19 protein-coding genes and 1 tRNA gene are annotated in these 23274 nt (G+C 63.1%); 9 read left to right on the top strand and 11 right to left on the bottom strand.

Features of this window, described 5'->3' with window-relative positions; translation table 11 throughout:
* The 5 genes from WAS25_RS08830 to WAS25_RS08810 all read right to left on the bottom strand — a co-directional run.
* A partial coding sequence (locus WAS25_RS08830) for an RHS repeat-associated core domain-containing protein (RefSeq protein WP_422311166.1) occupies window positions 1-121 on the bottom strand: 121 nt, incomplete at its 3' end.
* 288 nt (window positions 122-409) lie between these two features.
* Complete coding sequence (locus WAS25_RS08825; RefSeq protein ID WP_422311160.1) at window positions 410-802, bottom strand: lysozyme inhibitor LprI family protein; 393 nt, start codon at window positions 800-802, stop codon at window positions 410-412.
* A gap of 193 nt (window positions 803-995) precedes the next feature.
* The gene (locus WAS25_RS08820; RefSeq protein ID WP_422311164.1) at window positions 996-1289 is read right to left on the bottom strand and encodes a glycoside hydrolase family protein; all 294 of its coding nucleotides are present in this window, start codon (window positions 1287-1289) and stop codon (window positions 996-998) included.
* Between the two features lie 54 nt (window positions 1290-1343).
* Entirely contained in the window at window positions 1344-1796 is a 453-nt protein-coding gene (locus WAS25_RS08815) for a hypothetical protein (RefSeq protein WP_422311158.1), read from the bottom strand.
* Window positions 1784-7471, bottom strand: coding sequence for an RHS repeat domain-containing protein (locus WAS25_RS08810; RefSeq protein ID WP_422311156.1), 5688 nt, complete (start codon window positions 7469-7471; stop codon window positions 1784-1786). Before WAS25_RS08810 ends, WAS25_RS08815 begins: the two co-directional genes overlap by 13 nt.
* Before the next feature lie 288 nt (window positions 7472-7759).
* On the opposite strand from WAS25_RS08810, the gene WAS25_RS08805 reads away from it, so the two are divergent.
* Complete coding sequence (locus tag WAS25_RS08805) at window positions 7760-8299, top strand: hypothetical protein (protein ID WP_422311154.1); 540 nt, start codon at window positions 7760-7762, stop codon at window positions 8297-8299.
* A 539-nt stretch (window positions 8300-8838) separates the two neighbouring features.
* Here WAS25_RS08805 and WAS25_RS08800 read toward each other — a convergent pair.
* Window positions 8839-8915, bottom strand: a tRNA-Met gene (locus WAS25_RS08800).
* A 92-nt stretch (window positions 8916-9007) separates the two neighbouring features.
* Between WAS25_RS08800 and WAS25_RS08795 the strand changes: the two genes are divergently transcribed.
* The gene (locus WAS25_RS08795) at window positions 9008-10969 is read left to right on the top strand and encodes a M1 family metallopeptidase (RefSeq protein WP_422311152.1); all 1962 of its coding nucleotides are present in this window, start codon (window positions 9008-9010) and stop codon (window positions 10967-10969) included.
* 4 nt (window positions 10970-10973) lie between these two features.
* On the opposite strand, the gene WAS25_RS08790 is transcribed toward WAS25_RS08795, so the two are convergent.
* Window positions 10974-11930, bottom strand: a complete 957-nt coding sequence (locus tag WAS25_RS08790) for a hypothetical protein (RefSeq protein WP_422311150.1) — start codon at window positions 11928-11930, stop codon at window positions 10974-10976.
* A 50-nt stretch (window positions 11931-11980) separates the two neighbouring features.
* Between WAS25_RS08790 and pyrF the strand changes: the two genes are divergently transcribed.
* Genes pyrF through pnuC form a run of 3 tightly spaced genes read left to right on the top strand, consistent with a single transcriptional unit; the run spans window position 11981 to window position 13834 of the window.
* Window positions 11981-12706: an orotidine-5'-phosphate decarboxylase gene (gene pyrF, locus WAS25_RS08785; protein ID WP_422311149.1), complete on the top strand. Its 726-nt coding sequence runs from the start codon at window positions 11981-11983 to the stop codon at window positions 12704-12706.
* 7 nt (window positions 12707-12713) lie between these two features.
* Window positions 12714-13253, top strand: a complete 540-nt coding sequence (locus WAS25_RS08780; RefSeq protein WP_422311148.1) for a hypothetical protein — start codon at window positions 12714-12716, stop codon at window positions 13251-13253.
* A complete protein-coding gene (gene pnuC, locus WAS25_RS08775; protein WP_422311147.1) occupies window positions 13253-13834 on the top strand; it encodes a nicotinamide riboside transporter PnuC in 582 nt (193 codons plus the stop codon). The genes WAS25_RS08780 and pnuC overlap by 1 nt, the downstream gene beginning before the upstream one ends.
* On the opposite strand, the gene WAS25_RS08770 is transcribed toward pnuC, so the two are convergent.
* Window positions 13815-15470 carry a radical SAM protein gene (locus tag WAS25_RS08770; RefSeq protein ID WP_422311146.1) on the bottom strand — a complete coding sequence of 552 codons (1656 nt, stop codon included), beginning with the start codon at window positions 15468-15470 and terminating at the stop codon, window positions 13815-13817. The two genes, pnuC and WAS25_RS08770, sit on opposite strands and share 20 nt — an antisense overlap.
* 74 nt (window positions 15471-15544) lie before the next feature.
* Here WAS25_RS08770 and WAS25_RS08765 point away from each other — a divergent pair, with 74 nt between their 5' ends.
* The 3 genes from WAS25_RS08765 to WAS25_RS08755 all read left to right on the top strand — a co-directional run bounded on the left by WAS25_RS08765 (window position 15545) and on the right by WAS25_RS08755 (window position 19518).
* Window positions 15545-16684, top strand: a complete 1140-nt coding sequence (locus tag WAS25_RS08765) for a PilZ domain-containing protein (RefSeq protein WP_422311145.1) — start codon at window positions 15545-15547, stop codon at window positions 16682-16684.
* Window positions 16685-16745: 61 nt separating this feature from the next.
* Window positions 16746-19046 carry a phosphoribosylformylglycinamidine synthase subunit PurL gene (gene purL, locus WAS25_RS08760; RefSeq protein WP_422311144.1) on the top strand — a complete coding sequence of 767 codons (2301 nt, stop codon included), beginning with the start codon at window positions 16746-16748 and terminating at the stop codon, window positions 19044-19046.
* Window positions 19047-19059: 13 nt separating this feature from the next.
* On the top strand, window positions 19060-19518 hold the full coding sequence (locus WAS25_RS08755) for a methyltransferase family protein (protein WP_422311143.1): 459 nt from the start codon (window positions 19060-19062) through the stop codon (window positions 19516-19518).
* Between the two features lie 26 nt (window positions 19519-19544).
* On the opposite strand, the gene WAS25_RS08750 is transcribed toward WAS25_RS08755, so the two are convergent.
* From WAS25_RS08750 to WAS25_RS08740, 3 genes are all read right to left on the bottom strand, one after another.
* Entirely contained in the window at window positions 19545-19733 is a 189-nt protein-coding gene (locus WAS25_RS08750; RefSeq protein ID WP_422311142.1) for a hypothetical protein, read from the bottom strand.
* A 98-nt stretch (window positions 19734-19831) separates the two neighbouring features.
* The gene (gene glnA, locus WAS25_RS08745; RefSeq protein ID WP_422311141.1) at window positions 19832-21250 is read right to left on the bottom strand and encodes a type I glutamate--ammonia ligase; all 1419 of its coding nucleotides are present in this window, start codon (window positions 21248-21250) and stop codon (window positions 19832-19834) included.
* Window positions 21251-21321: 71 nt separating this feature from the next.
* Window positions 21322-21510, bottom strand: coding sequence for a hypothetical protein (locus WAS25_RS08740; RefSeq protein ID WP_422311140.1), 189 nt, complete (start codon window positions 21508-21510; stop codon window positions 21322-21324).
* Between the two features lie 122 nt (window positions 21511-21632).
* On the opposite strand from WAS25_RS08740, the gene WAS25_RS08735 reads away from it, so the two are divergent.
* Entirely contained in the window at window positions 21633-23240 is a 1608-nt protein-coding gene (locus WAS25_RS08735) for an amidase (RefSeq protein ID WP_422311139.1), read from the top strand.
* Window positions 23241-23274: the final 34 nt, after the last annotated feature.

Here is a 23274-nt window from a genome sequence, read left to right as displayed (position 1 = left end):
CAGGGCTGTTCCTGACGTAGCTATAAATATTCCAGCTCTGGGTGTGCTCAAAATGCTGATCCCGAGCCGGATCGGGGCTGGCGAATCGTCCAAACCAGGGCACGTAGAAGCGAGCCTGCATATGGCTCGCCTGGAGGCGTCCTTACGGTACTGGGGCACACCAGGAGGCTGGATTGCCTATTTCAAAGAACTGCCATGAGTGTACCGCTGGAGACGCCTTGAGGCGATTTCAGAAGCAAAGGAGGAGCCATGAGGAAAAGTCGGTTCAGCGAGGAGCAGATTGCCTTCGCGTTGAAGTAGGTGGAGAAAGTAACCAACGGCACTCAAGATAGCCCATGCTTGGAGGAACGCATGCACGGGCGTGACCACGAAAAGCCCCCGAAGTTAGGGGGGCTCTTCGGGGGATTGATCAGTGGTCGAACTCGTCTTTCAGAAGCTGGCGAAGCTCCTTTACACGCGCTTGGGTCATTCTGGTCATACAGTCCAACTTGATTTGAAGCTGAATTGTCCCGCCGTTGTAGAAGTAACCTTCAAACTCTGCCTCGGCGTCACGACACTTCTGCCATGCCTCCTGGGACGCTTTAAATGACTTCTTATGTGCTTCATCCGACAACTTAGAAAGCAGGGTGGAGCAGACCTGATCTAGGTCCTTCTCTGCATTCTTAAGCTTGAACGCAGCGCACTCCCTCATTTCTAACGTTGTCTTTGGGTTGTCGCATGGGTTAGCGCTTGGTTGCTGGCAGAAACCACCAGTCGAACCCACAGCCACCATAACCGTGACCAAGCTTGGAACCAGCCTCATAGAACCTCCTCAATCAATCTCACCCTCAACACGAATACATTCCTCATGACGGGGACCTCTCATGGGTATGTGCCGTTGTTATAGAGGTCTGTTTCTCGATCCCTTCGCCCCGGAATTCCCTTTCCACCCTTAAGCCAACCACGGAATCCATCTTTAATGTTATCAGCGGTTGCCTTGCCGGAATTAATACTCTTTAGGAGTTGCGAACTCTCAAGAAACCGTGACCGACGTTGTATGTGAAATCGACAAGTGCGTCGAACTGCGTCTGCGTCAGTTTTACCTTGACCAGCCTCTGAACAGCCCCGACTGAATCTTTCAGGTCGGCATCTAGCCAAGCTGTTCTGACCGTAGCCGGGACTTCGGTTCCAACCGGATATTTCTTCTTCTCTTCTTCGGTCAGCTTGTGACCAACGCCTGCTGTTGGGTTTTTGTCCTTGCTGCTGTCCGGGTAGACCTTGCTCCTATCACCGCCTTCATTGTCTGCGATGAACTTCTTACCCAGATCACTTACCTTCAGATCCTTGGGCTCGAATGTTTGCGCCTAATCAATGCGGACCTTTCGCAAAAACTGGTCTCGTGGAGACGGACCGGTTTCCTTGGCATAAAACTCAATGACAAAAGATCGAGCATTTACGTCCTGCCGAACCCCCCTAGCCACGTCAACAAGTCGTTGTTGCTCAATAGGATTAGAAATTCCATACACAGTGATCAAAGTATACTTGCTTCCCGGAAGCCCATAAAATGCTTTGTGGTCAGGATGAAGAGTGGACATTTCAAATTGATACTTTTTTTCCAACCTTCTACAAATCAGGGTACGCTCGTCGGCATCCTTCGCATCCGGGAAACCATTCAAGGGCGGGAAATAGTCCGACGCATATAGGATTCCATACCATTTCCTTGATTCGGGCTTGACCCCCATCCTCATCAGGCATACCAGTAGAAGCAATAAGCCAATCGCAGCGCCGGAAATACAGACCCACTTCAGTTTGTCCATGGATTCGCTCCTACACCGCGCCAACCGGCAGTTAATCCAGCATTCGATAACACAGTATTTGCCCATCCCGTGCAGTTATAGGAACGACTCCAGAAGCCATTGTTTAAGGTGTAAACAGTTGGGCTCCATTCCATTCCCTGCTCAACATGGGACAAGGTTGTAGCATCAACCCAAAAAGCATAAGTCGGATCTGCGTTACGAGGATGATCTGAATCATCCCTGACCTCACCAGGAGTCGCAACAAATGCCGCAGCATAATGCCAGGATGCTTTAGGATAGAAGCCTTTTGTCTTATTGGGCGTCTGAATGAATGTATGCGGAATTAATGCGCGTGTGTTGTCCCAGACATACACAGGGTATAGCCCCTGCTTTGTTTGCGGCTTAGGCTGTGAAGTTTGCGGCGCTACATGCACGCCTTCATTCAGGAATCGTTCCTTGTCGTATCTTGGTTTTAGCGGCATCGCCCCCGCAGGTTTTTTGTTCTTACCGTCAGTACAACTTTCTGTTTGCGCCTCCTTCTTCTTCCTTTCTTCCTCCCGCTTTTTCCTTGCCGCCTCTTCGGCTTCATTATTTGCTTTCGCGGCAAAGTTCCCAGTGGCGCTGTTTGATCGTGTTCCCTCATTCAGCATGATCATTCCCGTTGGATCGGTGCTCATGACAGGGCTGTTCCGCACGTAGCTATAGATGTTCCAGCTTTGAGTGTGCTCAAAATGCTGATCCCGTGCCGGGTCTGGGCTGGCGAATCGTCCAAACCATGGCACGTAGAAGCGAGCCTGCATGTAGATCAGCCCCGAAGAATCCGTCTGCTCATGATTTGTGTAGCCCTTAGCACTCTTGAAGGTGCCGGACTGCTCCAAGAGCTCGCCGTAGGGCAGGTATTTCTGGCGGGACTCCACCGTACCTGTTGGACCGGTCACGACGCGTGGACTCCCAAGATGGTCCACTTGGGTGACATGCATGCCATTGGCGTCGATCTCGGCTGCCTCCCGGGTTCCCAGGTACAGGATGTCCCGCTTCCAGGTGAGGCTGCCTGAGGCGGTCTTCTCCCACTGGGAAACCACCTGCCGGGCATCGTTATAGAGGTTCACCCGAGTTTTCTGAAGGGTGGTCCCGCTGTATTCCTGGATCAGGGTGCGAAGCCCCTCGGCGGAATACTGGTAGGTCTCCGTGAGGCCGGTCCTGGTGCTGGACACGCTGAGCACCCGGCCCAGGGCATCGTAGGCCATGGTGAGGAGCACCGGGTTCACGCTGGTTGGCTTTTCAAAGACCTTGGTTAGGTTCCCCTGAGCATCATAGACCGCCCCGGTGGGCAGTCCAGCTGAGGTGGTGGCCGGGAGGCGATTCTGGAGCAGGGCGGTGCTCCCCTGGGTGAAGGCTGCGTTCACCACAACTGAGTTGCCAGGGTTCAAGAGCGTGGAGGGCGCCAGGAAGGCCGTGGATGCCCCCTTCGCCCCACTCCAACCTGTAACGCGTTGAATATTGCTGGAGACTCGGTTTCCAAAGGCGTCGTAGTCGAACTGTTGGAGCTGCTCGCCGTAGGTGGGGGATTGGATTACCGCCGAGATCAACCGATTGAGCTCGTCATAGGCATATTGGTCGAAGGCATAGGACCCGGCGCCATCGGGGCGCTGCTTGTCGAATTCACGAGTGAGGTTACCCACCTCATCGTAATTGTATAGCCAATCTGCCTGAGTGGCCGTTTGGCCATCCAGGTGTTTCATTCCCTTTAGGCGGGCCTGATCGGGGTCGTATTCGAAACTACTGGCCGCTCCGTTCCCGTAGGCGATGGATTTCACAGCCCAACTTGTGGGGTCATAGAAAACCCATGGGGTGCTCGCGATGGCCTGGGCTCCATAACTGAGCACATTCGGAAGGCCTGTCAGGGGGTGGTACGACTGGGTCCAGCCGCCATGGCTCGTGCTTCCCCCAGTTCGGCTCCCATAGGAGTCGTAGGCAAAGGTCTGGTTGAAGGTTTCAAGAACGCCCTGCACCATGGCCTTGGTTGTCAATGCATCGAGGCGCTTACCCAGCCCCCCGTACCTATAGGTGGTTGTCACACCGCCATCCGTACTAGACGAGAGTTGTCCCTTGCCATTCAGGGCCGTGTCGTACAAGAACGCCTGGTTGACCGTCCCATCGGTTGAAGTGACGGACGTCGGTCGCCCCATCCAGTCGGGGGTCATCTGAACTGTGCGCCCGTTGTAATTGGTCGTCGTGGGCTTGCCGGCGACCGTGAACGCCCCGTAGGAAGTCGTTCCACTCTCCGGTTGAACGAGATTGTCCAGCCACCCCAATCGGTTGTATCCCCACGAGCGGATCTGGGTTCTGTTGGCCTCGTCGATCTGCCTGACCTCCTTGATCCTGTTCCCACCGTCATAACGGTATTCGGTTTTCAGGTTTTGGACCGTCCGGGTCCCAGGGTTCAAGGGATCTGTATACCTGGACACCGGAGTAATCAGGCGGACCAGGCGACCCGTGGCGTCCGACTCCAGCCACTTCACCTGGACAGAAGTTGTCCCGGGTCCAATGGTCACCCGGCGCACAGGCCCAACGTACGTCGTGATTCCAGGCGGAAGCGTGCCAGGTCCGAAAAATTCAGTCGTGGTCTGGACCTTGTTCGCATCCTGGGTGAGGTTCACCCTCCCTCGACCATCGTACCCGGTTGCGACACCAGCGTAAGCCGCTGCAGTGGTTGTCTCCGTGGTAGTGCCCGGAATCGTCTGCCAACTAATGCAGACGGCATTCCCCTCTTCATCCACACCCCAACGCTTGCAGATGGTCTGGTCTTGGGTGGTTGTTATGGTCTTGATGTCCCTGGTCAAGTTGGGCAGGATCCACGCGCTTTCGGCACTGGAACCGTCTCCACTCAGCCACACGGTCTCGCCAGTCCTTCGGCCCAATTTGTCATATCCATGTAAGCGGTGCGACTTGGAACCATCCTCTCCGGTTCGCCGCTCGAGGATGAGATTCCCATAGGCGTTGTATCTGAACTCCATGACACGGGTCCCCTGGGTCATGGTGATGCCCCGGTGATCCGTGTCGTTGTACGAAATTGAGATGGCGGCATCCCCATCTGAGGATGTAATTGCAGACAAGCGGCCTGCAGAGTCCCAAGTGAAGGTCTTTACCCCACCATCCATGTCGGTTTGTGTGATTGGTCTTCCGATTTCATCCGAAACCTGGGTCACCGTAAGGGTGGTCTCAACGTTCGGCTTCTGACTGATGGAACTCAGATGCCCGAGCGCGTCGTAACCGTAGGCGCTGACTCCCAACTGTCCGCTCAGCCCAAGACCAGGCGAGTTGAGGTAGGCACTTTGCATCTCCAGGGCTGTGATGCCGGTGGTCCCTTGGAAAGTGAAATTGGTGGTCACCGTCGGGGCACCCGTGTTGCTGATGCCCACTGCCTCCACACGATTGATGTCCGCGTTGAAGGTGCGCGTCAGCAATGGCTCGGCACTGGGAATGGTCACCCCCGTGGCAATGAAACCAGTGCTATCCGAAACCGTAGTGGTTTGTTCGGTTTTGACCCGGGCAAAAATCCAGTCCGTCTGCTTAGGCTCGAAAGTCTTGTCGGTCCGGAGGTAACCCCCCTTGTCGGTGGGATAGGTCTCGTTGCTCAGGCCCTTCTGCTTGAGGCTAAGGTAGTCCATGGGCAGAAGCGGGGCAGCAGTGATGGCCGTGAAAGTGTGAGACGTCTTCCACCCAAAGGCGGAAGTGTCCCAATCAGTCGATTCCTCCACGGTCAGGATTTGAGATTCCTTTTCCCAGGTCCTCACTCGAGTGGGGTAAGGAACTGATCGAAGCGTGAGTTCTCCGTTTGGCGCTCCCGCAGACCTGACATCGAATCGATCCTTGACTACCCATTTGAATGCGGAACTGGAGGCGGGGCTGGTGACCGAAAGATCAGCCTGCCAGTCGATCCCAGGCTCGTAGAACCGTACCTCCCGCTCCAGCGTCTTGATGAAGGCCAGGTTCTGCATGCCATCGGCGCCCGTGATGCCATTGACCAGCGAAGGGGATACGAATCGATGGACGCTTACGGAACCATCAGGCTGGGTGATCGCGTCATAAAAGGTGGTGTCCACCCACTGATCCGCTGGTGCCTGGTGCATCGGCTCATTAGACCAATTCGAGATTGGGAGAACGCGTGTATGCCGTGTCTGCCTGCATTCGATTCCGTCCATATCGTCAAGACGAACAACTCCATATCCGACGGCTGGGCGACCTGGATCCACACTGCTAATAAACCCACCCCAAGCCTCCGGGCTATAGTTAGGGCGATATCGATACAAGTCCCAAACCAAGTTAACGGTTCTGGTTGGGTATGTTATGGCATTTACCACAGTTGGAGCGATAGCCACGCTATTCCAAATGAAAGACGGGCCGACTCCATAGGAATAGCGAATCTCTTCGCTGGTAGCCTCCTGAAGCACCCGAAGTGGTTGAATCGACTGGACACTTGTATCGAAATTCGTCCAGTCCCAATCGATGGTACCACTTGGACTGTTAGCAGCCGGGCTCTCTGGTCCACCTCCCGAGGCGAGCCTCAGCGCCGTGCCCAGAGACGGATCCGACACTTCCAGTAGGTAACTAGAAGTGGGTTGGCTGATGCCAAGGTAACTTACCCTGATTTGTGTGGCAGCCGTAACTTGGAACCTGCTGTCGTTCAGGCGGGGCTGCCCTGCTGGGACTGGCGTGGTGCCTACGACCTGGACACGGATCTTGACAGCAGGGTTTGTGCTCCACGTAGCTGTGTAGCCTATTCCATCGGCATCGTAAGTAAAATCAATCGATTCACCAAACTTGTTCCGGATTCTCGTGATCACGTAATGACCACTGTAGAGCTGGTTCTTATCCTTGTTGGCTAGATAGGGGATGACCCGAATCATGTAGGTGTGGTGCACATAATGAAATTCGTAAGCGACTTCTCCGTTGATGACCACCACACGACGCGGGAAGTCCCACTGATATAGGACTGATGCTGGGTTCTGTTGGATGTCAGCCGAAACCTCGTCTGTGATCTGTGTGGCACCGCCTTGGGCTCGAAGGCCGAGAATGAGACTTCCATCCGAACCCATCTGAATGAGGGGCACCCTGGGGGTGAAACCGACCTGACTTGGGACGTTGCCAATTGTGTCGTTCGCGCTGTACCCAAATTTCATGAGTAGAGACTGCGCGGCAGTGGTCGTCATTGAAGAGGGGAGCTGCCCGAGTGCATGACCGCCACCACCACCTGGCAAGGCGTAAGTGTTCTTCTTGCGGTCCATGGTGCTGACCATGGTCCCCAGATCGAAGGTTCCGGGGCTGAAAGAGGCCGACCCAAAGCCCCGCTGGTACAGAGTGTCCATCGTGGTTACGACCGGAGGCTTGGTTGCCCAATTGGGATCGCTCAACACATTTTCATCGCTTGTGCTAATTGCCATCTGGGGATTGATACGCATGGACAGAGATGGGCGAAACTTAAGTCCCCGTTCTCCGATACCCGGCCCGAAGGGGATATTCATGCTTGCCGCACCCGTGGCCGCATCAACCTCTACACCGGCAGTAAAGGTGGCAGGCCCTTTCGCCCGGTCGAATTTTGCACTTGAGAAGGAGGTCTGGTAACTCTGGGCCCCTAGATGATTCCAGCCAAGGCTGAGGGCCAGGGCCATTGAGAAAAGCAATCTGCGCAGCATAGGGTTCCCACCAAAGTTGACTTTGTTGTGATCATTTCCAGTATTAAACGACCCTTGTGTAATTTTTGTCAAGACGAAGTGAAAGGACCTTATTGCCGGTGGCTCGTCCCTGATGTTCATTCCCTGCTGACGACCATCTCGGTCCCGAAGCTCACACGTCAGGTCAACGGGGAATTCCCTTCTTTTCCGGAATTCCCAGTAATCCGGTGATGGGTAATTGGCCTGTTGCCCTAGCGGTTTGGTCATTGGAAGGTGCCCGTGCCAGTTGGCACCCTGTGGAGACCCATCATGAGCAAGCTGTTCGGAACCGGTTCCGCCAAGCAGGATTCTCCCGCTGCATCTGCCAGCAGGAAGAAGTCCCCTCTGGAGTTCTTCCCCGGCAAGGGCCTGGGCAGTTACCACTGCTTCGGCCCCACCGATGACAAAGGGAAGAAGCTCTTCCGTTCTGCCGTGCTTCAGGTCGGGTCGCTCGCGATGCTTCCGAATGCTGACGAGGCGCTGGCCTCGGTGCTGCCTAAGGGGTTCTGCGAGGAGGCCACGAAGCAGGGCTGGACCCTCCGGGAGGCCGTGCTTGATGCTCAGGCACACTTCGCCATCATGCCATCCTCCACCAAGCCCAAGCGAGAGACCGTGGACTTCGACACCTGTCGGCTCTCCGGGATTCTGGTCGCGCTCTCGCCGAACGACCCTCTCGATTCCCTTCTGTCGGAGCTGAAGGGGCTCATCACGGACAGAGGTGATGCCACCCTGAAGCATCTCACCCGCATGGCTGAGGAAGCTGGTCGTGATAAGGAGGGCTACATCTACCTCCGGAGGGTCACCCGGTAACAGTCCGAAGCGATGAACTACGACGAGGCCCCAGTGGTCCTCGTCTCGTTTGGATCAATATTCACTCGCCAGCAGGCATGTAAACACCCAGGTCGTCATGTCGTCGCAGGCAGGGTCCTCAGAGGCTTCGGTCGGATCCCAGCTCCTTCCGAAACAGTCCACCTCGAAATAGAACGTGTCGCCCCCAAAACCGCGACGGTTACAGTTCCTAGGCAAGCGCAATCCAAGGCTTGAAATGGGCCATTTCACGAACCCATTAGTTGAATTCTAAGACTACTATAATCAACAACATATTTTATTCTACGAATCTGACGTTGTTCTGGGAGCTGAGGGCCGACGATCGGTGAGTATCGTCGCAAGGAGCCGGACCCGCCCATCGAGAGAGTGAAATTGTTGTGCCACCTTTGTGCCACCTAGGGGTGTCCACAAGGGGGTTTTCAGTGTCCTGGGGTGTCCGCTCATGACCAAAGGCTGTGTTCGCAGGAACAAAGAAAGAGGCCCGCAAACGCAGTGTTGGCGGGCCTCTTCGGGACTTGCGTTGGTAGCGGGGGTAGGATTTGAACCTACGACCTTTGGGTTATGAGCCCAACGAGCTACCGGACTGCTCCACCCCGCGGTAGGGACTTGAGTGTAGCAGGGATTGGGTGAACGACAAGGGCCCATCCTGGGCCTGGCTTGGTATGCTCGTCGCACGCTCGGGAGGTATTGATGACACGGCGCTGGACCGTTCTGCTGGTGATGTTCGCCACCCTTGGACTGGTGGCGGGGCCGCGGACCTGGACGCCGGAGAAGTGGTTCGACAAGGCGAAGTCCCCCAGGATCGCGAACTACCGCATCGAGGCGACGCTGGACTTCGAGCACAAGACCCTGGAAGGGCGGGAGACGATCTCCTGGCGCAATGCGGGCACGGCACCGACGCAGGAGCTGCCGCTGCACCTCTACCTCAACGCCTTCAAGGGGCCGCAGAGCCGGTTCGTGCAGGAGAGCGGGGGACGCCTGCGCATGGATCGCCAGGACCGGCCGGCCGATCCGCAATCCTGGGGCTACTGCCGACTCACCAGCGCGCGGGCGGAAGGGCGGGACCTGGAGGGTCACGACGGCGAGGACGAAACGGTGCGCTGGCTGAAGCTCCCCCGGGCCGTGCCGCCCGGCGAGACAATCCAGGTGGAGGTCACCTGGGAGAACCGCTATCCGAGGGTTTTCGCCCGCAGTGGCTGGGCAGATGACTTCCTCATGTCCGGGCAGTGGTTCCCCAAGGTCGGCGTCTACCAGGGCGATCACTGGAACTGCCACGCCTACCATGCCAACACGGAGTTCTTCTCGGACTTCGGCACCTACGACGTGACGCTGTCGCTGCCGAACGCCCTGGGACTGGCCCACACCGGGACCGCCATTCCCCAGGTCGATCCCAACGGGGTGGAGCGGGACGCAGCCCAGGATCCCAAGCGGCCCCTGAACTTCCTCTGGCGGCTCCATGCCGAGGATGTCCATGACTTCGCCTGGGCCGTGCGCCCCAGCGCCAGCTGGCAGAAGCCGGCGATGTACGAATACCGGGGCGTCCAGGTCTTTTACTACATCAATGGACCCAACCGCGGGAACCTCCAGCGGCAGCGCCGCGCCGTGGAGAGCGCACTGCGCTGGAGCGAGGAGTGGTACTTCAAGTACCCCTACCCCACCCTGACGGTGATCGACCCCCCCGATGAAGCCCGAGGGGCCGACGGCATGGAGTACCCGACCCTCATCACGGCCAGCTCGGTGGCCTTCGATCCCCTGGGGGTCAGGGCGCCCGAGCTGGTGGCCATGCACGAATTCGGCCACCAGTACTTCTACGGACTGCTGGCCAGCAACGAGTTCGAGGAACCCTGGCTGGACGAGGGCTTCACCAGCTGGTTCACCCACAAGGCTCTGGAGCGGAGCTACCACACTCTCCTAGGTGGACGGCGCTTCCAGGTGGGCACCGATTTCGGCGAGTGGGCCGGCTACTGGTTCCTTCCGACTGCCGATCCCCTCACCCGCTTTGGCTTCAAGACCCTGAGCATGGAGAGCTACTTCGTCACCGCCTATGCGAAGCCCACCCTGGTGCTCAACCAGCTGGAAGCGATGCTGGGCCGCCCCGTGATGGAGCAGGTCCTGCGGGCCTATGCGCAGGAGATGGCCTTCCGGCACCCGACGCGCCAGGATTTCCGGCGCATCGCGGAGCGGGTGTCCGGCCGGGACCTTGGAGCTTTCTGGCGGGATTTTGTGGAGGGGACGGAGGTCCTCGACTACGCCATCCGGGGCGTGAAGACACGAGAGGTCACCCAGGGCGGCTGGCTCTTCTCGGACAAGGCTCCGGTCTTCGCCTCGCCTCAGCCGGCGGCGCCGGGCCGGGTCGGCTCCATCACGCTGGAGCGGAGGGGCGGCCTGCGCGTGCCCATCACGCTGTGGGTGCGCCTCGAGAACCGGGAGGAGCAGCGGCTCGTCTGGGACGGCCAGGACCGCTGGATCACCTACGAGTTCGACTCGCCCGTGGCCGCGGCGGTGCTTGACCCCGACGGCAACTACCCGATGCTCAAGGACCGGCTCCATGCGAGTTACACCTTGAAGCCCGTGCGGCGCGGCTTCCACTACTGGGCGCAGATGGCCTGGGGCGCGGTGGCTGGCTGGCTGCAGGGGTGTGGCATCGGCTGAGGACTCAGGGCCGTTCCGGCGCAGCGTCTCCCATGCGAATGGACCGGATGCGGTCCTTGCCATCCAGCTCGATGAGGATGGGGAACCACAGCAGGCCGATTCGCTCGAAGGCGGGCCGGCTGGCGGCGAAGGAAGCGGTGGCCCCAGTCAGCTGCAACCGCTCTCCCAGGGCCCGGCCTTCCGCCAGCAGGGGTTCAGGAAGAGAGGCATCCCGCTTGTCCAGAGCACCAGATGCGCTGGGAATGATCCAGGCCGTTCCGCTCGGGAGGGTCGGGACCGGCCCCTCCTCGAGGGGGCAGACCCAGATGCGCCCACCCAGCTGCTCCAGGCTCAGGTCCCGGTAGGCCAGCCCGGGCAGGGCCCACAGCCGCAGCGTCGGCGAGGGGCCTCCGAGCAGACCGAAGAGGCCCTGGAACGCTTGATGGACGGCCTCGGAGGCCGGATCCGCGGTCGGCCTGAGCTTGGCGAACCGAGCTTCATCCTGCTCGGCCAGGGCCCAGCACAGGGCATGCCGGAGGGCGTAGCCCCGGGTCAGGGCCGGGCCGGCGCTGAGCAGCTGGTCCTCCCACACTTGGCGGAGGTCGCGGTCGAAGGCCCCCGCCCGGACCTGGGCTTGCCCCCACCGCCACAGGGCCAGGGCAGTACCGGCTTCCCGGGGAGACAGAGCCTTCAGGTAGGCCGTCAGCTGTTCCCTGGGCACCGTCGGCAGGCGTCGGAGGGCCTCCGCTTCCCGGCGTTCGCGTCCCGAAAGGAAGGGGCTGACGGGCAGTGCTCCCGTGGGATCGAAGGTGGCGGCGCGCCTCAGCCATTCGTAGGTCAGGGCGGCCTGGCCTTTCAGTTTCGGCCTCAGGGGCAGGGGATGCCCCCAGTCGTAGGCCTCGAGCAGGGCCTCCAGGGCCTTGGCTCCGCTCGGTGCAGGGGCGGTGATGGGGGGCGGGGTGGACTGCAGTGGGAGGGGCATGGCGCCTCGCTTGATGGCAAACTGGTCCTCCGCATCATACGGGAGTCCCCTTGTCCGCCTCCGCCTTGAACCTTACGCCCCGCGAACGCCTCGTGGTGGCGCTGGACGTGCCCACCGCGAAGGAGGCGCTGGCCATGGCCGCGCGTCTGTCTGGCCGGGTGGGGATGCTGAAGGTGGGCCTGGAGCTCTTCTGTGCGGAAGGTCCAGCCTTCGTCAGGGAACTGCAGCAGCAGGTGCCCGTCTTCCTGGACCTCAAGCTGCATGACATCCCCACCACCGTTCGGCGGGCCCTGGAGGCGGTGCTGAAGCTCGATCCGCGCCTGGTGAACGTCCACGCCCAGGGCGGGCCGGCCATGCTTGAGGCGGCGGTGGAGGCCGTCCGCGTCCACCGGACCGCCGGCGGCCGCACCGAGCTGCTGGCCGTGACGGTGCTGACCAGCCTGGACCGGGAGGCCCTGGCCGCCCTGGGTCATGCCGGACCGCCGGAGGAACTCGCCCTCGGCTATGCGAGGCTCGCCCACCAGGCTGGTTGTGGCGGGGTGGTCTGCTCTGCCTGGGAGGCTGCGGCCATTCTCGAGGCCTGCGGCGAGGGCTTCCATCGCCTGACGCCGGGCATCCGGCCCTCGGGGGCAGCGACCCAGGATCAGGCCCGGGTCATGACCCCCGCCCAGGCGCTTCGGCAGGGTGCCACCTGGCTGGTGGTGGGGCGCCCCATCACCCACGCGGAAGACCCGGCGGCGGCGGCCGAAGCCATCGTGGCCGAGATGCAGGCCTAGGTCCCTGATGTCCGCTGGCTCCCCCCTCGTCTTTCGCCCCTCCTTCGCCCAGCGGGCCATGGCCATGCTCCTCTTCGCGGGCTCCTGGCTGGTGGGCGTCCGGGCCCTTGCCCAGATCATGGAACGGCTGCCGGTCCTGCGGGCCTCCCTGAAGGTGGCCGAGGCCGCCGGCGAGCCGACCTGGTCCTTCTGGGTGGCCGTCTCGGCCGCCTTTGGCGCCGTGGTGGCTGGCAGCCTGCTGCTGCTGGGGACCCTGCTGGGCGTGCTGATGGTGGAGGGTTCCCAGGTCCTGGTGGATGACCTGGGCCTGTCGGTGGAGCACAACGCCCTGCCCACGCCCCTCGCGAGAAGGGTGGGAGCCGGGCGCCTCCTCTGGAAGCAGGTGTCGCGCATCGAGCGGTCCGGCCCCTTCTTCGTGCTGCGGGGCGGCGGCGAGCCTGCCCTTGGCCGGAAGGATCCGAGCCTGCGTTTCCTCATGGTGGATGAGTTGGAGCGTCTGGTGCTTATGATCCTGGAGCGCAGCCCACACATCCGGCACGACGACTGATGCCGGGCTGGATGGAGGTGTTTGGTTTCGTCACCGGCGCGGCCTGCGTGGCCCTGCTGGTGCGGCAGAACATCTGGAACTGGCCCTTGGGCATCGCGAACAACTTCGCGTTCATCGTGCTGTTCTACCGCACAGGGCTCTACGCGGACATGGGGCTCCAGGGCTTCTACATCGCCATCTCCATCTACGGTTGGTGGAGCTGGCTGCACGGGGGACGCGACCACGGGGCCCTGACCGTGAGCCGGGTGAAGCCGGTTATCGGGGTCCAGCTGGCTTTGGCGGTGGCGCTCATCACCGCCAGCCTGACCTGGCTGCTCCGGCGCTATACCAACAGCACTGTGCCCGTGCTGGATTCCCTCATCACGGCCCTCAGCCTGGTGGCGCAGTTCATGATGACCCGCAAGTGGATCGAGAACTGGCCCGTGTGGATCGTGGCCAACTGCATCTCGGTGGGTCTGCTGATCTCCAAGGGGCTCTACGTGGCCAGCGCCCTGTACCTCGTGTACCAGGTGCTCTGCGTCATGGGGCTGCTGGAGTGGAAGCGGGCGCTGCAGCGCGAAGCTACATCTTCGGCCGGCTGAGGAAGGCTTCGGCGCCCTTCATTTCGGCGGTGGGCCCGTGGGCGGGCTTCTTGGACCGGACCTTGGCCTGCTTCAGTCCCCACAGCGTGGCCAGCTCCGTGGCCTCGGGATTGCCCGGCGCCAGGTCCAACACCTCTGCGAGATCTGTGCGTGCCTTGGCGGCCTGTCCCAGCTTCTCGCGAAGCAGGGCGCGCTTCATGAAGCCCCAGGGGTTGGCGGGTTCCTTGGCGATGACCTCTGTGTACTCGGCCTCGGCCTCGATCCAGCGCTCCTCCTCCTCGGCGGCCTCGCCGCAGAGCAGGTTGGTGACGGCGCAGAACCCCAGCCAGCGCTTCTGCTCCGCGAACTCGGCCGGGGTGAACCGGGACCGGGCCTTGGCCCGCTGGGCCGCCTGGTCGAGGTGGCGCAGGGCCTTCTCCGTGTGGCCGTCCACCCTGGCGAAGATCTCCGCGTCACCGCTGGCCCGGTAGAAGTCCGAGCGGATGCGGCCCTCGGCACGGTACTGATCGTACATCCGTGTGCCGGGATACAGCGCCAGGGGGCTGATCTGGCAGTCGCTGGGCCGGGTGTCCCGGATGAAGGCGGCGCTCTCCTCCACATCGGCCCAGGTCTCGCCGGGAATGCCTGTGATGAGGTAGATGCCCAGGTTCATGCCCACCTTGCGCACCAGGTCCAGGGCGCGGCGGGCGTGGCGGAGGTTGGTGCCCTTGTCCAGCAGGGCCAGCACGCGCTCACTCCCGTGCTCGACGCCGAACTGCATGAACTCGCAGCCCGCCCGTTTCATGGCCACCAGGCGATCCTCGTCCACGAGGTTCACCCGGCTCTGGCAGTTCCACAGCGGGTGGAGCCCGCTGCCCTGAATGCCGTCCATGAGCTTGAGCACCCGGTCCCGGTTGGCGGTGAAAGTGTCGTCCCGGAAGCTGAAGTAGGTGAGGCCGTGCCGTTCACGCAGCAACCGCAGCTCCCGCAGCACCGACTCCGCGCTGCGGAACCGGATGGAGGTGCCCCAGAACTCCGGCGTGTTGCAGAAGTTGCAGGTGGCCGGGCAGCCCCGGCTGCTGCTCAGGTAGGCCAACTGGCCCACGTCGTCGAGGAAGTCGGCCTCCAGGTGCTCGGCGGGTATGCCGACCGCATCGAGGTCCTCCAGTGGGGGCTGGGGCAGGGTGCGACCTTCCCGCAGGATCAGGCCCGGCGTGCGCTGCCACAGGTCCGACCCGGGGGCGGCATGCAGGCGCTCCACGATGCCCAGGAGCACGGTCTCGCCCTCCCCCTGCACGATGGCGTTCAGGGCGGGGCAGTCCTCGAAGACCTCCTCGGCCAGGTGGGTGGGATGGGGACCCCCCGCCAGGAGGATCGCGTTCGGGCAGGCCTCCCGGGCCCAGGTCAGCAGCTCGTACGAGCGTTTGCGGTTGAAGGTGAACATGGAGATGCCCAATACCAGCGGATTTTGGGCCCGGAAGTAGGCCAGGACCTCCTTCCGGCCCTTGCCGCTCAGGTTGGCCACCCGGCAGGGGAACGACCGGGACTTGAGCATGGCCTGCAGGTAGCCGAGACCAATGGGGAGGAATGTCATCCACTCGTCCCCGAAGCCGCTCCGGGGGGCGCTGTAGGCGAGGAGGGTTTGGGGTGGCGGCATCGGTTGGGATTCCAGAACTTTCCAGTCTACGGGAGTCCCTGCATGATGGAAGCACGAACACTTGTGGAGGCGCCTTGGCCGGCAACCTGATCCGGAATTCGGAGACCATCCTGGAGATCTTCCAGCGCGCCTGCGGTCGCCGCGAGCTGCTGATCCTGGTGACCCCCTACCTCCGGTTCGAATCGTCCTTCGTCAAGGTTGAAGGCTCCGAGTTCCATGTCGTCGCGACCATGGGCCAGGAGGATGCCACCTTTGGTCTCCGCAACGCCGGGCTGAAGATGCGGTTCCCTCATGGGGTCAGCTTCCTGGAGGCCCCGACGGAGATGAGGGGCTTCGGCATGTACGACGGTCGGCGCACCCTGCGCCTGCGGCTGCCGGATGTGCTCCAGGAGGAGGATCACCGGGGCTCGTATCGCGTAGACCGTGTGGGCCGGATCCCCGTCACCTTCAGCACGCCGAAGTACGACCTGATCGTGGGGACCCTCGTGAACATCAGCACCACGGGCGCCAGGATCTACAGCAGCCGGGATTTCATGGACGGGGAACTGGAGCCGGGGCAGGAAATGGCCGTCACCATCCAGGTGACGGACCAGATCCGCATCAACACCAAGGTGAAGCTGCGCCATGTGCAGGGCCGGACCTTCGGCGTGGAATACCGCCCCCAGCTGGACGAGCACGTCCTGCACCCCTTGTCGCGCTGGGTCTTCGAGAAGAGGGAGGAGGATCTCGAGCGCATCGCCCAGCGCGGCGTGGAGACCGCCACGCCGGCCGGAAGCTTGAAGGCGGTGACCAGTCGCCCGGCTGGTCTGGTCCTGGTCTCCGGGGACGCGGCCCTGGAGGAGTCCCTGCAGGCGCTCCTGGGTGGGCTCCAGCCACTCAAGCGGGTGCCACCCACCATGGCGGCCCTGAAGGATGCCCTGAACCTGAGGCCGGCCCTGGTGCTCTACCACCTGCCCAGCCTCAGCCTGGACGAGCGCCGCCGCCTCAGACCCATGGTCGAGAGCATCCAGGGGCGGGTGCCCTTCCTGCTCCTGGGAACCGGCGTGGAGGGAGGTGCCCTGCTGGAGCTGGGCACGGACCTGAAGGCCGCGGTGTCCATCGTGTTCAACCCCGAGCGGGGCACCTTCTTCCAGCGCCTGGTCCAGGGCGTCCTCCGCCGCACCTATGAGGGCGGAGAATCTCCCATGGCGCCCGTGGACGCCGAGCCTACCTGACGCTTGTCAAGCCTCGTTCGGAGGGGACGTAGCCGGTAGAATCAAGGCTTGCGGAGCCTCCATGTCTGTTGCCCACGAACCGGCCGTCAATGAAACCCTGGCCCTGGAGCTGGGGCTGTCCAAGGACGAGTGGCAGGTCATCCTGCGCCTCCTAGACGGCCGCCTGCCTACCCACCCCGAGCTGGGCGTCTTCAGCGCCATGTGGAGCGAGCACTGCTCGTACAAGTCGAGCCGCATCCACCTGAAGAACCTGCCTACGGAGGGCCCCCGGGTCATTGAGGGCCCTGGCGAGAACGCCGGCGTGGTGGACATCGGGGATGGCTGGGCCGTGGCCTTCAAGATGGAGAGCCACAACCACCCGAGCTTCATTGAGCCCTACCAGGGTGCGGCCACCGGCGTGGGCGGCATCCTCCGCGATGTGTTCACCATGGGCGCCCGGCCCCTGGCCAACCTCAACAGCCTCCGCTTCGGGGAGCTCGATGCCCCCCGCATGAAGGGCCTGGTGAAGGGCGTGGCTGCGGGCATCTCGGGCTACGGCAACTGCATGGGCATTCCCATGCTGGGCGGCGATGCGGGCTTTGATGCCAGCTACAACGGCAACATCCTCGTCAATGCCTTCACTCTGGGCGTGCTGCGCAGCGACCGGGTCTTCAAAGGATTTGCCTCGGGCGTGGGCAACAAGGTGATGTACATCGGCTCCAAGACGGGCCGCGACGGCATCCACGGCGCCAGCATGGCCTCGGCGGAGTTCGGCGAAGGCAGCGAGGAGAAGCGTCCCACGGTGCAGGTGGGCGATCCCTTCACGGAGAAACTGCTCCTGGAAGCCTGCCTTGAGATCTTCCAGACCGACTGGGTCATCGGCATTCAGGACATGGGGGCCGCTGGCCTCACCTCCAGCAGCTTCGAGATGGCCAGCCGCGCCGGCACGGGCCTGGAGATCCGGCTGGACCAGGTGCCTCAGCGCGAGGAGGGCATGACGCCCTTCGAGCTGATGCTGAGCGAAAGCCAGGAGCGCATGCTGCTGGTGGCCCGGCCCGGCTGCGAGCCGAACATCATTGCCGTCCTGCACAAGTGGGGCCTCGATGCCTGCGTGGTGGGCGAAGTCACCGACAGTGGCCGCTTCATCGGCAGCTGGCACGGCGCGCCCGTCATCAACCTGCCCATCCAGCCCCTGGTGGACGCAGCGCCCAAGTACGACCGGCCCCGGCAGCGGCCTGGCTACCTCGATGCGGTGAATGCCGAGCCCCTTCCGGCCGACCTCAAGCCCACCGAGGTGGAGCGCACCCTGCGCCACATCCTCCAGGCGCCCACCGTGGCCAGCAAGCGCTGGATCTTCGAGCAGTACGATGGCACCGTGCGCAGCAACACGCTGCTGGGCATGGGCCGGGGCGACGCCGGCATCATCCGAGTGAAGGACGAAGCTGGCCTGGACACGGGCAAGGCCGTGGCCATGAGCAGCGACTGCAACAGCCGCTTCTGCTACCTGGATCCCTTCTGGGGCGCGGCCCACGCGGTGGCAGAGGCCTGCCGCAACCTGGCCTGTGTGGGCGCCGAGCCCATCGGCCTCACGGACTGCCTGAACTACGGCAACCCCGAGAAACCCGAGAACATGTGGACCTTCGAGCAGGGCTGTCTGGGCATCCGCCAGGCCTGCCTGGCCCTTGACGTGCCCATCGTCAGCGGCAACGTGAGCCTCTATAACGACACCGAAGGCCAGAGCATCTTCCCCACGCCCATGATCGCCGCGGTGGGTCTCGTGGAGGACTGCGCCGGTCAGGTCGCCATCGACGCACCGGACGCCACCGCCCTTTCCAGAGTCGGCAATCGCATCTGCGGGTCGGGCTTCCGCGCGGCTCACGACGGCATCTTCCTGCTGGGCGAGACCCGCGACGAGCTGGGTGGCAGCGAGTATCTGAAGCTGCGCACGGGCAAGGTGGAGGGCGCCTGCCCCGAGCTGCGCCTGGACGAGGAGCTGCGCCTGCAGGCCTGCGTGCGCGAGGGCATCCGTCTGGGCCTCATCCGCAGCGCCCACGACACCAGCGAGGGCGGCCTGCTGACGGCCGTGCTTGAAAGTGCCTTCGGCGGGGAGATGGGCTGCCAGCTGATGCTGACGAAGGGGGGCTTGCGCCTGGACAGCCTGCTGTTCGGCGAGTCCGTGGGCCGCATTGTGGTAAGTGTCACTGGCGAGGGCGAAAGCAGCTTGGCCACGCTCTGTGCCACCCACCGCGTACCCTTCGCCAAGATCGGCACGACCGGCGGCTCCCGGGTCACCCTGGCAGTGGATGGTCAGCCCCTTCTGGACGCGGATGCCGCCGAATTGAAGGGACTTTACGCCAACGCCCTGGAAGTGGCCCTGGGCTGATCCCGAGGACATCTTGCCCACCTCCTGGAAATCCCCCCAGCCGCCCCTGCTCTTTCTCGCCTGCCTCCTCCTGGGTGCGGCACTCCGGTTCATCCACCCTCTGGATCTAGGCCTGCCGCAGGCCATCAGGCTGGGTCTGGGCGGATTGCTACTGCTCCTGGTCGCCCTCCACGGCGGCTGGGGCCTGCTCACCTTCCGGCGCATGGGCACCACGCCGGAACCCAATGGCGTGGCCTCGGCGCTCCTGACCTCGGGCCCCTTCCGGTGGACGCGGAACCCCCTCTACCTCGGACTCGCGACCTTGCTGGTCTGCTTCGGGGTCCTGCTGGACTCGGCCTGGGTGCTGGGCATGGCCCTGGTGCTGGTCCTCCTGCTGGACCGCCTGGTCATTGTTCGCGAGGAGGTCCGCCTCCGGGCCCAGTTCGGGAAGGTCTACGAGGCCTACGCCCGGCGGGTCCGGCGGTGGCTGTAAAACCGCTCCAGGCTGGAGCCGGTGGGTCACATCCCCATGGCGATGGGGGTCCTCAGCTTCCCCAGGAGCGTGCGCAGGGTCGCCTCGTCCGACTTGAGGAGCGCTTTGAAGGCGGCGCGATCCGTGTGGTGGATCTCCCGCTGGAGGTCCTCGAGGCGATGCTCCAGGGTCCGAGTGAGGAGTTCCAATTCCTTGGCGTCCAGGTCGAGTTCCATGGCAGCCTCCTGGGTGGCCCGGAGAACCCTCGGGTGCGGGCCATGCCCGGAGGAAATATCGGGCTCCCGACCGGTTGGCGCCACTCCGTCAGGCTCTGTCAGGCCTCGAAATACAGGGCCATCTCATAGGGGTGGGGGCGGTTGCGCACCGCGGCCTCCTGGGCTCGCAAGTGCTTGAGGTAGTCCACCAGCTGGAGCCGGTCGAAGGCACCCCCGGCCAGCAGGAAGTCCAAGTCCCCTTCCAACGCATCGCAGGCTTCCGTGAGGCTGGTGGGCAGGCTCTTGATCTTCCTGCGCTGCTCCTCGTTCCAGCTAAAGATGTTCTGGTCGATGGGGCCGAAGCCTAGGGCTGTGGGATCCATCTGCTTCTGGATGCCGTCGATGCCTGCCAGCAGCTGGGCTGCCAGGGCCAGGTAGACGTTGCAGGTGGCGTCGGGCGGGCGGAACTCGAAGCGAGCAGTCTCGGGCTGGTCTGCGTACTTGGGCACCCGGATGGCTGCCGACCGGTTGCCCAGGGAGAAGAAGGCGCTGACGGGAGCCTCGAAGCCCGGCACCAGGCGGCGGTAGCTGTTGGTGCTGGGGTTGGTGATGGCCAGCAGGGCCGGGCCGTGGGCCAGGATGCCGCCAATGTACCAGAGGGCCTCCTGGCTCATCCTGCCGTAGCCCTTCTCGTCGTAGAAGAGGTTCTTCCCGGCCTTCATAAGCATCTGGTGGAAGTGCATGCCGCTGCCCGCCTCGCCGTAGAGGGGCTTGGGCATGAAGGTGGCCGTCTGACCCCGGCGGTGGGCCACCATCTTCGTCACATACTTCACGATCTGAGTGGCATCGCCGGCCTTGAGCAGAGGGAACAGGGGCGTCTCGATCTCGCACTGGCCAGGGCCGCCCACCTCGTGGTGGTGGTACTTCACCTCGACGCCCATGCGCTCCATCTCCATGCAGATCTCGGCCCGAAGGTTGTAGAGCTGGTCCTTGGGCGCCATGGCGTGGTAGCCGCCGTGCAGGGGGATGAAGTGGCCGTGGCCACCCTCGTGGCTGTGCCAGTCGGCCTCGCGGCTGTCGACCCGATAGGAGGCGGTGTTCACGCCATTCTCGTAGCTCACTTTGTCGAAGACGTAGAACTCGTATTCGGGGCCCCAGATGCTCTGGTCGGCGATGCCCGTCTCCCGCAGGTAGGCCTCGGCACGAATGGCTATGTTCCGGGGATCCACGGAAAAGGGAGCCTTGGTGTCTGCCTCGAAGGCGGAGCAAATGAAGCCGAGGGTGGGCAGGTCCCAGAAGGGATCCATGAAGGCGGTGGTGAGGTCCGGGATCAACACCATGTCGCCGGACTTCACGGACTTCAGGCCCACGCTGGAACCATCGAAGCCCACACCGTCGCGCATGAGGGATTCCGTGAACTGCGAGGCCGGGATGCTGACATGGTGCCAGCGGCCCCAGAGGTCGCTGAAGATCAGGTCGATCATGCGAACCGAATGCGCCTGGATGTATTGTCTGGCCTGCTCGAAACCAGTGAACACGGGGCCTCCACGGGACCCGGTCATTGTAGATCGATGAATCAACAAAGAGTGTGATCTGGCTCAACCCTCGATCAGGACCGGAGGATCCGCCCCGGCAGCAGGAACAGCCCCCGCACGATCCCGAAGGCGCCCTCGACGGCGAAGCCCAGGATGCGGAAGGGCAGGAGCAGGAGCCAGATCAGCGGATAGAGGATCAGCGCCAGGAGGGCCAGCGGCCAGCAGACCAGCAGCAGGATGAGCCAGAGCAGGAATCCGACCATGGAGGCCTCCCAGGACAGGTTGCGCCGCTCCTGCCCGGCACGCGGGCCTGGATCGGCGAGCCCGCGCCGGGAATCGGCGGATGGTCGTTGCTATGATCCTTTCAGCCCTCCAAGGACAACCCATGACCCGTCATCCGGATTCCGCAGCCTTCGATCGCCGTGTATTTCTGGGCGCGGGTCTGGCGCTGAGCGCAGGCGCGCTCATGGGGGGAGGCGGGAAGGCCCCGGCCACCAGTGGCCTGGTGCTGGAGGAAGCTGACGTCGAGTACCTCCAGGCTGGCATGGCTGCGGGAGGCTGGACCTCGGTTGACCTGGTGCGCCGCTGCCAGGCGCGGATCCGGGCCCTGGATCGAACCGGCCCGAAGCTGAACTCGGTCATCGAGCTGAACCCCGAGGCCCTGGCCAGCGCCCGGGCCCTGGATGCGGAGCGCAAGGCGGGGAAGGTGCGCGGTCCGCTGCATGGCATTCCGGTGCTCATCAAGGACAACATCGACACCGCCGACCGCATGAAGACCACGGCGGGCTCCCTGGCCCTGGGCGATGCGCCGGTTCCGAAGAAGGACGCGTTCATCGTGGCGAAGCTGCGCGCGGCGGGCGCGGTCCTCCTGGGGAAAACGAACCTCAGCGAGTGGGCCAACCTGCGCTCCACCCGCAGCAGCAGCGGCTGGAGCGGGCGCGGCGGCCAGACCCGCAACCCCTACGCCCTGGACCGCAGTCCCAGCGGCTCCAGCTCTGGCTCTGGCGCCGCCACGGCGGCCAGCCTCTGCGCGGTGGCCGTAGGCACGGAAACGGACGGCTCCGTGGTGAGTCCCGCCAACGCGAGCGGCCTGGTGGGCCTGAAACCCACGGTGGGTCTGCTGAGCCGCCGCGGCATCATCCCCATCTCCCACACCCAGGACACCGCCGGGCCCATGACGCGCACGGTGCGCGACGCGGCCCTCCTGCTGGGCGCCATGGCAGGCACGGATCCTGGGGATGCCGCCACCCGCGAGGCGGATGCCCGGCGGGAGGTGGACTACACCCGCTTTCTCACGAAAGATGGCCTCAAGGGCGCGCGCCTCGGCGTGGTGAAGAACCTTCTGGGTGTGCACGCCCACGTGGATGACGTGATCCTGCCCGCCCTTGAGGCACTGAAGGCCCAGGGCGCAACGCTCGTGGACGTGGAGCTGAAATCCGCGGCCTACGACGACGCGGAATTCGAGGTGCTGCTGTTCGAGTTCAAGGCGGATCTCAACGCCTACCTCGGGGGCCGGGGCGGCGCCGTGAAGGACCTGATCACGCTGATGTCCTTCAACGAGCAACGGCGCCAGGAGGAGATGCCCTTCTTCGGCCAGGAGCTGCTGCAGCAGGCGCAGGCCAAGGGACCGCTGACCGATCCGGCCTACCTGAAGGCCCTCGAAACCTGCGCCCAGGCCCGCCGGGACATCACGGGCCTGCTGGAGAAGCACCAGCTGCAGGCCCTGGTCGGCCCCACGGGCGGTCCTGCCTGGCTCATCGACCACGTCAACGGCGACAGCTCGAGCCTCAGCTTCTCGAGCCCCGCGGCGGTGGCTGGATGTCCCCACATCACGGTGCCGGCCGGCTTCGCCTTCGGCCTGCCCGTGGGACTGTCCTTCGTGGGCGGCCCCTGGCAGGAAGGGGCCCTGCTCAGACTGGCCTTCAGCTTTGAGCAAGCCACCCGGGCACGCCGGGCGCCGAGGTTCGCGGCCACTGCCGCCGTTCCCCGTTGACATCCACCCCGGCCCCCCGCACCCTGGGCCATTC

It is taken from the genome of Geothrix sp. (genome assembly GCF_049292215.1).
Taxonomy (GTDB): Bacteria; Acidobacteriota; Holophagae; order Holophagales; family Holophagaceae; genus Geothrix.
The sequence above is the reverse complement of the archived record's forward strand: the minus strand, read 5'-3'. Positions and strand labels throughout refer to the sequence as shown.